Origin of the sequence: Mycobacterium sp. URHD0025 (assembly GCF_000426065.1) — a bacterium.
GTDB lineage: Bacteria > Actinomycetota > Actinomycetes > Mycobacteriales > Mycobacteriaceae > Mycobacterium.
Map to the genome: position 1 here is coordinate 132,829 of NZ_AUEQ01000012.1, position 13,350 is coordinate 146,178.

16 protein-coding genes are annotated in these 13,350 nt (G+C 68.0%); 12 read left to right on the forward strand and 4 right to left on the reverse strand.

The genetic code is table 11. From position 1 onward, the window contains the following. Positions 1-131 precede the first annotated feature (131 nt). From H977_RS0119310 to H977_RS0119340, 7 genes are all read left to right on the forward strand, one after another. Positions 132-533: a PaaI family thioesterase gene (locus H977_RS0119310; RefSeq protein WP_029109393.1), complete on the forward strand. Its 402-nt coding sequence runs from the start codon at positions 132-134 to the stop codon at positions 531-533. A gap of 73 nt (positions 534-606) precedes the next feature. Further along, entirely contained in the window at positions 607-909 is a 303-nt protein-coding gene (locus H977_RS0119315; RefSeq protein WP_029109394.1) for an urease subunit gamma, read from the forward strand. 6 nt (positions 910-915) lie between these two features. Then, a complete protein-coding gene (locus H977_RS0119320; RefSeq protein WP_029109395.1) occupies positions 916-1,230 on the forward strand; it encodes an urease subunit beta in 315 nt (104 codons plus the stop codon). Further along, the gene (locus tag H977_RS0119325) at positions 1,227-2,951 is read left to right on the forward strand and encodes an urease subunit alpha (RefSeq protein ID WP_029109396.1); all 1,725 of its coding nucleotides are present in this window, start codon (positions 1,227-1,229) and stop codon (positions 2,949-2,951) included. Before H977_RS0119320 ends, H977_RS0119325 begins: the two co-directional genes overlap by 4 nt. Continuing rightward, positions 2,952-3,587, forward strand: a complete 636-nt coding sequence (locus tag H977_RS0119330) for an urease accessory protein UreF (protein ID WP_029109397.1) — start codon at positions 2,952-2,954, stop codon at positions 3,585-3,587. 31 nt (positions 3,588-3,618) lie between these two features. After that, a complete protein-coding gene (ureG, locus tag H977_RS0119335; RefSeq protein ID WP_029109398.1) occupies positions 3,619-4,305 on the forward strand; it encodes an urease accessory protein UreG in 687 nt (228 codons plus the stop codon). Continuing rightward, positions 4,305-4,961: an urease accessory protein UreD gene (locus H977_RS0119340; RefSeq protein ID WP_029109399.1), complete on the forward strand. Its 657-nt coding sequence runs from the start codon at positions 4,305-4,307 to the stop codon at positions 4,959-4,961. Before ureG ends, H977_RS0119340 begins: the two co-directional genes overlap by 1 nt. Here H977_RS0119340 and H977_RS0119345 read toward each other — a convergent pair. The 3 genes from H977_RS0119345 to H977_RS0119355 form a co-directional block, all read right to left on the reverse strand. Beyond that, positions 4,958-6,331 (reverse strand): NAD(P)/FAD-dependent oxidoreductase, encoded by a 1,374-nt coding sequence (locus H977_RS0119345; protein WP_029109400.1) that lies wholly within the window; start codon positions 6,329-6,331, stop codon positions 4,958-4,960. The genes H977_RS0119340 and H977_RS0119345 overlap by 4 nt on opposite strands. 98 nt (positions 6,332-6,429) lie before the next feature. Further along, complete coding sequence (locus tag H977_RS0119350; protein WP_029109401.1) at positions 6,430-7,359, reverse strand: LLM class F420-dependent oxidoreductase; 930 nt, start codon at positions 7,357-7,359, stop codon at positions 6,430-6,432. Positions 7,360-7,378: 19 nt separating this feature from the next. Next, on the reverse strand, positions 7,379-8,053 hold the full coding sequence (locus H977_RS0119355) for an SDR family oxidoreductase (protein WP_029109402.1): 675 nt from the start codon (positions 8,051-8,053) through the stop codon (positions 7,379-7,381). Between the two features lie 175 nt (positions 8,054-8,228). On the opposite strand from H977_RS0119355, the gene H977_RS0119360 reads away from it, so the two are divergent. The 5 genes from H977_RS0119360 to H977_RS0119380 all read left to right on the forward strand — a co-directional run bounded on the left by H977_RS0119360 (position 8,229) and on the right by H977_RS0119380 (position 12,858). Next, positions 8,229-9,026 carry an ABC transporter permease gene (locus H977_RS0119360; RefSeq protein WP_036476458.1) on the forward strand — a complete coding sequence of 266 codons (798 nt, stop codon included), beginning with the start codon at positions 8,229-8,231 and terminating at the stop codon, positions 9,024-9,026. Then, a complete protein-coding gene (locus H977_RS0119365) occupies positions 9,023-10,111 on the forward strand; it encodes a sulfate/molybdate ABC transporter ATP-binding protein (protein ID WP_029109404.1) in 1,089 nt (362 codons plus the stop codon). Before H977_RS0119360 ends, H977_RS0119365 begins: the two co-directional genes overlap by 4 nt. Positions 10,112-10,349: 238 nt before the next feature. Further along, positions 10,350-11,396: an alanine and proline-rich secreted protein Apa gene (locus tag H977_RS0119370; RefSeq protein ID WP_029109405.1), complete on the forward strand. Its 1,047-nt coding sequence runs from the start codon at positions 10,350-10,352 to the stop codon at positions 11,394-11,396. A gap of 121 nt (positions 11,397-11,517) precedes the next feature. Further along, positions 11,518-11,820, forward strand: coding sequence for a GlsB/YeaQ/YmgE family stress response membrane protein (locus tag H977_RS0119375; protein WP_029109406.1), 303 nt, complete (start codon positions 11,518-11,520; stop codon positions 11,818-11,820). A 12-nt stretch (positions 11,821-11,832) separates the two neighbouring features. Continuing rightward, on the forward strand, positions 11,833-12,858 hold the full coding sequence (locus H977_RS0119380) for a zinc-binding alcohol dehydrogenase family protein (protein WP_196808276.1): 1,026 nt from the start codon (positions 11,833-11,835) through the stop codon (positions 12,856-12,858). Between the two features lies 1 nt (position 12,859). Here the strand turns inward: H977_RS0119380 and H977_RS0119385 are convergent, their stop codons facing one another. After that, positions 12,860-13,333, reverse strand: coding sequence for a hypothetical protein (locus H977_RS0119385; protein ID WP_029109408.1), 474 nt, complete (start codon positions 13,331-13,333; stop codon positions 12,860-12,862). Positions 13,334-13,350 lie beyond the last annotated feature (17 nt).

Consider the following 13,350-nt stretch of genomic DNA (forward strand, 5'->3'; position numbering starts at 1 on the left):
CGAGGCTAACGGACCGCGCCGGAGTCCTGAGGGCTGCAGAGACCCCCGGTCCGCTCGAGGGCGGGTCCCGCGTTTGACACGCGGGACCCGCCCGCATCTTTGTGGCAATACGGCGTGTAGACACGAGGGTTGTGACCACTGATTCCCCTGAAGGCCTGGGCAAAGGTTTCGACACCGAACTGGGCCTGACCTATCTCGAGCTCACTCCCGACGGCGGCCGCGCGCAGTTGACGATTCACGACAAGCTGCTGCAGCCCTGGGGCATCGTGCACGGTGGGGTGTACTGCTCGATCGTCGAAAGTCTGGCCAGTGTTTCCGGCCATATCTGGCTGTCGGAGAACGGCGGCGGCACCGTGGTCGGGGTCAACAACAACACCGATTTTCTGCGCGCGATCGGATCCGGGACGGTCACTGCAGTTTCCGAGCCGATTCACCGGGGCCGGCGCCAGCAGCTGTGGCTGATCACCATCACCGACGAGAATGGCAAGCCCGTGGCCCGCGGCCAGGTGCGGCTGCAGAACGTCCCCGAGTAGCGGGCGGGCCTGCCGGCCGAGCGGGCACACCGAGCGCTGCCGAACCCCGCTCGGCGTGGCAATATCGCGCACTATGCGTTTGACCCCGCATGAGCAGGATCGACTGCTCATCTCATATGCCGCCGACCTGGCGCGGCGCAGACAGGCTCGCGGCTTGCTGCTCAACCATCCCGAGGCCGTCGCGGTGATCACCGATCACCTGTTGGAAGGCGCTCGTGACGGTCGCACGGTCGCCGAGTTGATGGTGAGCGGACGCGATGTGCTGACTCGCGCAGAGGTCATGGAGGGAGTGCCCGAGATGCTGCACGACGTCCAGGTCGAGGCCACCTTTCCCGACGGAACCAAACTGGTCACCGTCCACAACCCGATCGCCTAGACGTCGATGATTCCAGGTGAGGTCGTGTTCGGTGAGGGTGCTATTGCGCTCAATGCCGGTGCACCACGGTTGATTATCGATGTGGTCAACACCGGTGATCGACCGGTGCAGGTCGGCAGTCACGTTCATCTGCCGCAGGCCAACGCGGCCCTGGACTTCGACCGGACCGCCGCCCGCGGTCATCGGCTCGACATTCCGGCCGGCACCGCGGTTCGCTTCGAACCCGGTGTGGCCCAGCGTGTCTCGTTGGTGCCGCTGGGCGGCGCTCGCGAGGTTCACGGCATCAGTCTCGACCCGCCCGGCCGATTGGGATCCGCATGACCGAGTTGACCCGTGCCCGCTACGCCGCGCTGTTCGGCCCCACCACGGGTGACCGGATCAGGCTGGCCGACACCGATCTGTTCATCGAGATCACCGAGGATCGCAGTGGCGGCCCCGGCCTGGCCGGTGACGAGGCGGTGTTCGGCGGCGGCAAGGTCCTTCGCGAGTCGATGGGGCAGTCGAGGGCGACCCGCGCCGACGGCGCACCCGACACTGTCATCACGGGCGCGGTGATCATCGATCACTGGGGAATCATCAAGGCCGACATCGGGATCCGCGACGGCCGTATCGTGGCCATCGGCAAGGCCGGCAATCCGGACATCATGACCGGTGTGCACCCCGATCTGGTCGTCGGTCCGTCGACCGAGATCATCGCGGGCAACGGTCGCATCCTGACCGCAGGCGCGATCGACTGCCACGTGCACCTGATCTGTCCGCAGATCATGGAAGAGGCCATCGGCGGCGGCATCACCACCATCGTGGCCGGGGGTACCGGACCGGCCGAGGGCAGCAAGGCGACCACGGTCACACCCGGCGCCTGGCACCTGGCCAGGATGCTGGAATCTCTGGACTCCTGGCCGCTGAACGTCGCGCTGCTCGGCAAGGGCAACACGGTCAGTTCCGAGGCGATGTGGGAGCAGTTGCGCGGTGGCGCGGCAGGATTCAAGCTGCACGAGGACTGGGGCACCACGCCGGCGGCCATCGATGCCTGCCTCACGGTCGCCGAAGCCGCCGGGGTGCAGGTCAACATCCACACCGACACCCTGAATGAGGCCGGCTTCGTCGAGGACACCCTGGCCGCCATCAAGGGCCGCGGCATCCACGCGTACCACACAGAGGGTGCCGGCGGCGGACACGCACCGGACATCATCACGGTCGCCTCACACCCGAATGTGCTTCCCAGCTCGACCAATCCGACCCGTCCGCACACGGTCAACACACTCGACGAGCACCTCGACATGCTCATGGTCTGTCATCACCTGAATCCGAGCGTGCCGGAGGATCTGGCATTCGCCGAGAGCCGGATCCGGCCGTCGACCATCGCGGCCGAGGATCTGTTGCACGACATCGGCGCCATCTCGATGATCGGCAGCGACTCGCAGGCGATGGGCCGGGTCGGCGAGGTGGTGCTGCGAACCTGGCAGACCGCACACGTGATGAAGCGCAGGCGCGGTGCCCTGGAGGGGGATGCGGGGGGTGCCGACAACAATCGCGTCCGCCGATATGTCGCGAAATACACCATCTGCCCCGCCATCGCACACGGCCTCGACGACGAGGTCGGCTCGGTCGAGGTCGGCAAGCTCGCCGATCTGGTGTTGTGGGAACCCGCGTTCTTCGGGGTGCGGCCGCACGCGGTGCTCAAGGGCGGCATGATCGCCTGGGCAGCGATGGGTGATGCCAACGCGTCGATTCCCACCCCGCAGCCCGTTCTCCCGCGGCCCATGTTCGGCGCGGCCCCGGCCGCCGCAGCCGCCACGTCGGTGCATTTCGTGTCGCCGCAGGCGATCGAGGACGGCCTGGCGGACCGTCTCGATGTCCGCCGAAAACTGGCCGCGGTCAAGAATGTCCGGCAGATCGGCAAGGCCCGGATGCCGCTCAACGACGCGCTGCCCCACATCGAGGTCGAGCCGGACACCTTCACGGTTCGGATCGACGGGCAGGTGTGGCAGGAACAACCCGCGGCCGAGCTGCCCATGGCCCAGCGATACTTCCTGTTCTAGATGACCAGCCTGGCAACGCTTCTGACCCTGGCCGACTCGAGATTGCCGACCGGCGGGCACGTGCACTCCGGTGGTGTCGAAGAGGCGGTCACCAGCGGCCTGCTCACCGACGCCGCCACGTTGCGCGCCTACCTGGTCCGGCGCATCCGCACCAGCGGGCTGGTTGCCGCCTCGATGGCGGTGGCGGTACAGACCGGGGCTATGGACATCCGGTGTGCCGATGCCGAGACCGACGCCCGCACACCGGCTCCGGCAGCCCGCGACGCCTCGCGGGCACAGGGCCGCGGGCTGGTCCGGCTGGCCAGGCGGGTCTGGCCCCAGCAGTCGTGGGACGCGCTCGGGCCTCGGCCCCATCTGCCGGTTGCGGCCGGGGCGGTCGGCACGGCCGCAGGGCTGGATCCGGCCCAGACCGCGCTGTCGGTGGTCTACACCACCATGACCGGGTCGGCCACCGCCGCGCAGCGCTTGCTCGCATTGGACCCCGCCGATGTCGCGGCGCTGACCTTCGAGCTGTCCGGGTTGTGTGACGCGGTGGCGGCTGAGGCGGCTTCCGGGCCGGCCGACCTGTCCGATCCCTTGCTCGACGTCCTGGCGCAACGGCACACCGAACGCGACCGGCCGTTGTTCGTCTCCTGAATCTGTCTGCCAAGCACTCGAAAGGTCCACCATGCCACCGCATTTCCTCGACGGCGAACCGCACACCCACGCCGACCGGCCAAAACGCGTGCGCCTGCCGGGCGAGCCGCTGCGCATCGGCGTCGGCGGCCCGGTCGGATCCGGGAAGACCGCGCTCGTGGCGGCGTTGTGCCGGCAGTTGCGCGACGAGCTGTCGCTGGCGGTGTTGACCAACGACATCTACACGACCGAGGATGCCGACTTCCTGCGCAGGCACGCGGTTCTGCCGGACGAGCGCATCGCGGCGGTGCAGACGGGTGGATGCCCGCATACCGCGATCCGTGACGACATCACCGCCAATCTCGATGCGATCGACGACCTGGTCGAGGCGAACCCGGCACTGGACCTGATCCTCGTCGAGTCCGGTGGCGACAACCTGACCGCGACGTTCTCGTCGGGTCTGGTGGACGTGCAGATCTTCGTCATCGATGTGGCCGGGGGAGACAAGGTGCCGCGCAAGGGTGGGCCGGGCGTGACGTACTCGGACCTGTTGGTGGTGAACAAGACCGATCTGGCACCGCTGGTGGGTGCCGACCTGGAGGTGATGCGCCGCGACGCGGCCGCGGTCCGCGCACACCGGCCGACGGCGCTCATCTCGCTGACCGATGATCCGTCCGCGGGGCCGGTTCTGGCGTGGGTGCGTGAGCAGCTGAAGGTCGCGCAGGCCTCGTCCGCGTGATGCAGACCCACGTCGTCATCACGGCCTCGCCGGGGCGGTTGCCGCGGATCGAGGCGCGCGGCGGGCTGGCCGGACGCTGCACCGAACCCGATACGGTGCATCTGATCTCCACGGCGGCCACCCCGCTGGGCGGTGACACCGTCACGGTGCGGCTCGTGGTGGAAGCCGGGGCCCGGCTACGGATCCGGACCGCCGCGGCGACGATGGTGCTCCCCGGCGGCCACACGCCGGAGTCGGCGGCACAGTGGGAGCTCGATGTGGCCGGGCAGTTGGATCTCGATCCGCAACCCACCGTGGTGGCCGGTGGTTCGGTGCATCACACCACGACCCGGCTGCACCTCACCGAGTCGGCACAGATCCGCTTCCGGGAGCGGGTGCAGATCGGCAGATCCGGTGAACGGCAAGGATTCTGGTCGTCCAGTTTGCATGCCGACGTCGGCTCGACGCCACTGTTGCGTCATCGCATCGAACTCGGGTGCGGCGCAGTGGGTGATGACGTGCTGGTGGCGCCAAGGGCTTGTGCGAGTGAACTGCGCTATCCCGCAACGTCATTCGACGCCCGCGGAACCGTTCTCGCGCTGGCCCGCGGCGGCAGCCTGGCCACCTGGCAAGGGGACCGGCTGCCGCCCGAGGGTGCCGAACGCTCAGAAGGCTAGGACGCCGCCTTCTCGGTTTCCTGTACGGCCGCCGCGATCTCTTCGAGTTCTTCGATCCTGGTGCGGGCATAGGCCTGCTGCTCGGTGATGGTGAGCTGTCCGCGTTTGGTGCTCAGGAACGTCACACCCCACGACAGCACCGTCACCAGCCGGCTCTTGAACCCGACGATGTACACCAGGTGCAGCACCAGCCAGCAGACCCACGCGAAGAATCCGGAGAACTCAACCGGCCCCACCTTGGCCACCGCCGAGAAACGCGACACCGTGGCCATCGAGCCCTTGTCGAAGTATTCGAACGGGGCTCGGATCTTCGGGCTGGTGCCTGCGACCTCACGCTTGATCAGCTTGGCCGCGTAGCGACCGCCCTGGATCGCGCCCTGCGCAACGCCGGGCACGCCGTCGACGGCGGCCATGTCGCCGACCACGAACACATTGGGATGGCCCGGGATTGTCAGATCGGGTGCCACCTTCACCCGGCCGGCGCGATCCAGCTCCACACCGGACTGCTCGGCCAGATCCTTGCCCAGCGGGCTGGCCGAGACACCGGCAGACCAGACCTTGCAGGCCGATTCGATGCGTCGCAGCGTGCCGTCGGAATCCTTGACCGTCAGCCCGTTGCGGTCGACGTCGGTCACCATGGCGCCGAGTTGAACCTCGACCCCCATCTTCTCCAGCCGTTCCTGGGCCCGTTTGCCCAGCTTCTCGCCCATCGGCGGCAGCACCGCCGGTGCGGCGTCGAGCAGGATCACCCGGGCCTCGGTGGGATCGATGTGCCGGAAGCTGCCGCGCAGTGTCTGATCGGCCAATTCGGCGATCTGCCCGGCCATTTCGACACCGGTCGGACCCGCGCCCACCACGGTGAAGGTCAGGAGCTTGGCGCGGCGCACCGGATCGCTGGAACGCTCGGCCTGTTCGAACGCGCCGAGGATACGGCCACGGAGTTCCAGCGCGTCGTCGATCGACTTCATGCCTGGAGCGAACTCGGCGAAATGATCGTTGCCGAAGTAGGACTGCCCGGCGCCGGCCGCGATGATCAGGCTGTCGTACGGCGTGGAATAGGTGTGTCCGAGCAACACCGAATCCACGGTCTGGTTCTCCAGATCGATGTGGGTGACATCACCCAACAGCACCTGGGCGTTCTTCTGCTTCCGCAGGATCACGCGCGTGGCCGGGGCGATCTCGCCTTCGGAGATGATGCCGGTGGCCACCTGGTACAGCAGCGGCTGGAACAGGTGGTGGGTGGTGCGGGCGATCAGCTTGACGTCGACGTCGGCACGTTTCAGGGTCTTCGCGGCGGTCAGACCGCCGAAACCCGATCCGATGATGACTACCTTATGCCGATCCGACGCCGTAGCTCCGGGATGGCTCATTGCTGCTCCTCGCGGACGTGTTTGCCACTCGATACAACCGATAGGTTAGTCGGCGCCATTCCCACGGGTGCGGTGAGATGGCCAACCAAACCGAATGTTTACCCGGATATGAGTGGTTTCAAGACTTCGCCGACCGCAGCGATATCGCCGGGACGGTAACCGTGCAGCTGAGTCGGCAGGTTGAGCACCACGCCGCCGATGCCAGCGTCGAGCACCTTCGTCTGGATCTGCTCGGCGATGCGCTCGGGGCTACCGGCGACGGTGCGCTGCCTGAATGCTTCGGGCACCGCATCGACGGTCGCGTTCTCGTCGATGAGCGCGGTGAGCAGCACACTGGTTTCCAGCGTCGCCGGGTCGCGGTCGATCGCTTCGCACTGCTGTTGGGCCACCTCGACTTTGCGCGGCAGCTCGTCGAAGTTGGCGATGATGTTGAGGTGATCGAAGTGCCGTGCCGCGAGCGGAATGGTCTTCTTCTCGCCGCTGCCGCCGATCATCAACGGAATGTGTTCGCGGAAACGGGGATTGGCCATCGCCTCCTGCGTGCGGTAGTACTTGCCGGTGAAGGTCGGCCGCTCGCCGGCGAGCATCGGCAGGATGATCTGCAGGGCTTCGCCGAGTTTGTCGAAGCGTTCGGTGAAGGTGCCGAATTCGTAGCCGAGCTGATCGTGCTCGAGTTCGAACCAGCCGGTGCCGATTCCGAGGATGGCACGGCCCTGGCTGATCACGTCGAGCGTGGTGATCGCCTTGGCCAGCAGGGTCGGATTCCGGTAGGTATTGCCGGTGACCAGGGTGCCGAGCTGGACGGCCTCGGTCGCGGTGGCCAGCGCGCCGAGCGCGGTGTAGGCCTCCAGCATCGGTTGGTCGGGCGTGCCGAGACCTGGCAGCTGATAGAAGTGGTCCATCACGAAGACGGAGTCGAAGCCGGCAGCTTCAGCTTCCTGTGCTTGCGCGATGACGGTGGGGAAGAGTTCGGAAACCCCGGTGCCGTAGGAGAAATTGGGTATCTGGAGTGCGAGTCGGATCGTCACTCCGTCAACCGTAACCCTCTCAGCCGAGGGTCGCCATCGCGCCGCGGCTGACGTGCATGGTCTGACCCGTGATGTGGCGAGCCGCCGGTGTGCTCAAAAACAATGCGAGGCGGGCGAATTCATCGGCGACCGACGGAGGCGTGCTAACCAGGCCGTCGTAGCCGGGCTCGGCGGACAGGCCGGGGGCAATGGCGTTGACGGTGATTCCGCGGGTGCCGAAGTAGGAGGCCTGACCGGCCGTCCAATCGCTGAGCGCTGCCTTGACCGCAGCTTCGGCGCTGCCGTCACGCGGGCTTGCCGGCACGACGTTGATGACGGAACCGCCCGAGCGCAGGTGATCGCCGACGATCTGCACGGTCAGCACTGCCGAGACCACGGTGGCATCCAGGGCGTTGCGCCAGGCGGTGGCCAGATCGGTCAGCGTGAACGTGCGGGGGTCCTTGGACTCGAACAGCGGAGCGGGGACGTTGACCAGGGTGTCGAGGTGGTGCGGGAACAATGCCCGGGCGCTCTCGAGACTGGAGGCATCGGTGTTGTCGAACACGACCGACGCGACGTCGAGCTGTTTGGCGGCCAACTCCAGATCTTCGCGGCGGGCGCCCGCGATGACCACGTTGTGGCCTGCGTCGAGGAAAGCTGCCGCGATCGTGCGGCCGAGTTCGGTGTCGCCGCCGGTGACCAGCACCTCCGCCATGATGTACCTCCATGTACCCGGGGATCGCCGCGCCGGACGGGGGCGACCAACGGCCAATGTTACTGGACAGTAGCTAGGACACGAAACCCGCCGCGCCCAATGTCGGCTCACATAAGGTGGCGGAGATGATTCGACCCAGCGCTCTCACCTGCGTCGACGTGGTCGGCGAGGCTGCATGGTGACCAATCCGCCACGGCTTCCGCGCTGGATATATTTTCCCGCATTCGCCGGGGCGATGTTCGTCGTTCTGCCGCTGGTGGCAATGGTGGCAAAGGTCGACTGGCCGCGCTTCGGGTCGTTGATCTCGAGTGCGTCGTCCACGGCGGCGCTCAGGCTCAGTCTGGAAACCTCGTTGGCCAGCACGGCGTTGTGCGTCCTGTTCGGGGTCCCGCTCGCGCTGGTGCTGGCCCGCACGGGAGGTCTGGTGACCCGGATCGTCCGGCCGTTGATCCTGCTTCCGCTGGTGTTGCCGCCGGTGGTGGGTGGTATCGCGCTGTTGTACGCATTCGGGAGGCTCGGGCTGGTCGGCCGTTACCTGGAGGCCGCCGGGATACAGATCGCCTTCACCACGGTGGCGGTCGTGCTGGCGCAGACCTTCGTGTCGCTGCCGTTCCTGGTCATCTCGCTGGAAGGGGCGGCCCGCACCGCCGGCGCCGATTTCGAGGTGGTGGCGGCGACGCTGGGTGCATCGCCGACCACGGTGTGGTGGCGCGTGACCCTGCCGTTGCTGGGCCCCGGTCTGATCTCGGGAGCCGTGCTGGCCTTCGCGCGTTCTCTCGGTGAGTTCGGCGCCACGCTGACATTCGCGGGCTCGCGTCAGGGCGTCACCCGGACCCTTCCGCTGGAGATCTACCTGCAGCGCGAGAGCGACGCCGACGCCGCCGTGGCGTTGTCGGTGGTGCTGGTGGTGGTCGCGGCGGTTGTGGTGATCGGGCTCGGGGGCCGTCGGTTGAGGGCGGGCGGTTGGACATGACGCTGCAGGTACGCGCTGTCGTCGAGAATCGGGACCTGGAAGTGGAATTCGCCGTGCCCGCCGGGGAGGTGCTGGCTGTGCTCGGCCCGAACGGCGCAGGCAAGTCGACCACCCTGCATTCGATCGCCGGATTGGTCGGCCTGGACGCCGGGCGCATCCAGGTGGGGGATCGGGTGCTGAGCGACGCGGCAACCGGTGTGCACGTGCCGACACATGACCGCCGGGTCGGGTTGTTGTTGCAGGAACCTCTGCTGTTTCCGCATCTCAGCGTGCTGGCCAACGTGGCATTCGGTGCCCGCAGTGGGCGCCGGCTGGGGCGTGGTGCTGCACATGAGAGCGCTCACCGGTGGTTGGCCGACGTTGATGCCACCGACTTGGCCGATCGGCGGTCACGCCGCTTGTCGGGAGGTCAGGCCCAGCGCGTGGCGCTGGCGCGCGCATTGGCCGCCGAACCCGAGGTGCTACTGCTCGATGAACCGCTGGCCGGATTGGACGTGGCCGCGGCGGCGTCGATGCGCAAGGTGCTTCGTCGGGTGCTGGCGAGCGGGGGCAGGTGCGCCGTGCTGGTCACCCATGACCTGCTGGACGTACTCACGCTGGCCGACCGGGTGATCGTGGTGGACGGCGGACGGATTGTCGAAAGTGGTCCTGCTGCAGAGGTTTTGGCGACTCCAAAGAGTCACTTCGGGGCGCGGTTCGCCGGGGTGAACCTGATCGGTGGCACGGTCACCGCCGATGGCGCTCTGGCCACATCTTGGGGTGCGCATTGGCACGGCGCACCCGCCGGCCAGTTGTCACCCGGTGCATCCGCGGTCGCGGTGTTCTCGCCGGCCTCGGTCTCGGTGTACCGCGATGAGCCGCACGGCAGTCCGCGCAACACCGTCGCTGTGACAGTCGCCGAACTCGACAGCCGGGGGCCGGGCATCCGGGTGCGGGCCGACGAGCAACCCGACGGTGCACCCGGGCTGGCCGCCGATATCACTGCGGAGTCGGCCACCGAGCTGCGGCTGGCACCCGGCGACACGGTGTATTTCTCGGTGAAGGCCCAGGAAGTCGCCGTTCACCTCGCGGGGCATGCGCAGTGACTGTGGGTCCCGCGTAACGCAGGCCCGCGCAGGGCCGAATCATGTGTTGAGGGGACCGGTAGCACCGGTCCGGGAGGCGGGTAGCCAGGTCCGGCGTGGCGCCCGACGCGCCCACGTGTCAGCAACCGGATGTGTTGCTTTCTAGCTGCCCATATCTCATCTGTCGCAACCGCACTTTTCGGCACTCTAAGAGCAACTCACACTTGCGTCACGGCCGTAACACGGTAGTTTCTTTCCCATGGACGAGTCGGACGCGATGTCACATCGGCGCAGGGGTCTGTCGAACAAGCTGGCGCTGGTTGCGATGACCGGCGCGACTGCCGCGGCCGTAGCGCTGCCGGCGGTCGCCTATGCGGATCCCGTACCGGCGCCCCCGGCGCCCGCCCCAGCGCCGGCAGTGCCCGGCGCTCCGGCCGCACCTGCACCTGCGCCTGCTGCCGCTCCCGGTGCCCCGGCCCCCGCCGCGCCCGGTGCCCCGGCCCCTGCCGCACCAGTCGATCCCAATGCGCCGGTTCCGGCCCCCGCGCCCGCCCCGGCTCCCGTCGACCCGAATGCACCCGCACCGGCGCCTGCCGATCCGAACGCTCCGGCTCCCGCTCCCGGTGCTCCCGCTCCGGCGCCGGAACCGGGCCGCGTGGACAACGCCGCGGGCGGCTTCAGCTACGTGGTGCCCGGCGGCTGGAAGATGTCCGACGCGACCCAGTTGTCCTACGGGCAGGCGTTGTTGACCAAGATTCCGCCGGAGGGCACGCCTGAGCCGCCGAACGACACCAGCGTGCTGCTGGGGCGCCTCGACCTCAAGCTGTTCGCCGGTGCCGAGGCCGACAATGCCAAGGCGGCCGTCCGCCTGGCGTCCGACATGGGCGAATTCTTCATGCCGTTCCCCGGAACCCGGGTGAACCAGGAAACCGTGCCACTCGACGCCAACGGCCTCACCGGCGTCGCCTCGTACTACGAAGTGAAGTTCACCGACACCAACAAGCCCAACGGCCAGATCTGGGCCGGCGTGGTCGGCGCGCCGCCGGCCCCGGGCACCCCGCGCGGGCAGCGCGCACCGGAACGCTGGTTCGTGGTCTGGCTCGGCTCGGCCAGCCACCCGGTGGACAAGGCGGCCGCCGCGACGCTGGCCAACTCGATCCGGCCGTGGACGCCGCCTGCGGCCCCGGCAGCGGACCCCAACGCGGCTCCGCCGCCGGCTGACCCGAACGCGCCGCCACCCCGTCCGGGTGTCGGGGTGCCGGTACCGGTCACCAACGCTCCGCCGGAGATGCAGCCACCGGCCTGACGCCGGGTCGAACGCTGATCGTTCCCAATTGGCCAACCGAATTGTTACGTTCGGGAGGTACACCTGGGGTGTGGCTCAGCGAGCCCGCTGGGCATAGCCAGTGACAGGCAGGAGACCTGCAATGGACTTGATGGCGGCTACCGAAATCCTGGCTCGTTCGTCTACGCAGACGAGCGTCGGCTGGATCGGCTACATCATCATCGGTGCTATCGCCGGATGGATCGCGGGCAAGATCGTCAAGGGCGGTGGCGCGGGCATCCTGATGAACATCGTCATCGGTGTGATCGGTGCACTCATCGGCGGATTCCTTCTCAGCTTCTTCCTCGATACCGCTTCCGGCGGCTGGTGGTTCACCCTGTTCACGGCGATTCTCGGATCGGTGATCCTGCTCTGGATCGTCGGACTCGTGCGCAACCGCAGCTGACCGGCTCGGGACATGGCCACCCGGCCCGCCGGGACCATGACGGCCTGGCAGGTCGCCAGGCCGGGGCCGGTGAGTTCGCATCCGCTGCAACGGGTTAACTTGCCCAGCCCGCAGCCCGGGCCTGACGAATTGCTCGTCGCGGTGTTGGCGTGCGGGGTCTGTCGTACGGATCTGCATGTGGCAGAAGGCGATCTGGCCGTACACCGGCCCCGGGTCATCCCCGGGCATGAGGTCGTCGGCGAGGTGCTCGCGGTCGGTGCCGATACCGGCGGCGGATTCGCACCCGGCGATCGCGTCGGTGTGGCCTGGTTGCGGCACACGTGCGGACGATGTGCTTACTGCCTGCGCGGCCGGGAGAATCTCTGTCCGTCTTCGCGGTACACCGGTTGGGACGCTGACGGCGGCTATGCCGAATTCACCACCGTTCCGGCTGCGTTCGCACTCCGGCTGCCCGCCGGCTATTCCGATGTCGAGCTGGCCCCGCTGTTGTGTGCGGGCATCATCGGATACCGGGCACTGTTGCGCACAGACCTACCGGCCGGCGGGCGGCTGGGAATATACGGCTTCGGCGGCAGCGCGCACCTCACGGCTCAGGTGGCCTTGGCTCAGGGGGCCCGGGTACATGTGATGACCCGGGGTGAGCGTGCCCGCGAACTGGCTCTGGAGCTGGGGGCTTCGTCGGCTCAGGGCAGCGCCGACATGCCGCCGGAGCCGCTGGACGCCGCGATACTGTTCGCCCCCGTCGGGGAACTGGTGCTGCCCGCGATGGCGGCGCTCGACCGCGGCGGCGTGCTCGCGATCGCAGGCATCCACCTCACCGACATTCCGGCCTTGAACTACCAACGGCATGTGTTCCAGGAACGCGAGATCCGGTCGGTCACCGCCAATACCCGCGCCGACGCCCGTGATTTCCTGGCGTTCGCCGGGGAACACCGGATGGCGGTCAGCACCCCCGTGTACGGCTTGGACCGGGCCGATGAGGCGCTGGCCGATCTGAGCGCCGGCCGCATCTCGGGCGCGGCGGTGCTGCGGGTGTAGTTCAGAGTGCGGCCAGCGCAGCGCCCAATCTGCCGTTCAGATCGCCGTGGCCGAATGCGTACAACGGTCCGAGCCCGTCGTTGAGCACCCTGGTGAGCCGGGCCATGCCGCGCGCGTCGACGGGCACGGGCGAATGCAGCCGTAGGGTGATCGCGTCGATCGTCCGGCGTGCAGCGGCGATGTTCTTCCGGTGCAACGGGATTCGTGATGACCACAGGAACGTGTCGTCCGCGGCTTCGCGCACACAGCGGCGCAGCACGCGGGCGATCGCCTCCCGTTCCGAGGGTGACGTCAGCCTGGCCGCGCGCGCGGCGATCGCACTGCCCGGGGGCGTCGGTGCGCCGACGGCCAGCATGGCGTCGAATCGTCCCGACCGGATACGCGCGGTCAGGCGGGCCCGGATGGACGGGCGGCAGGGGATCGGTGCTCGGCGGAATGTGGTCGCTGGTGCGGCAGAAATTCGGTTGTCGTTCATGGCGATACCTCGTAGGT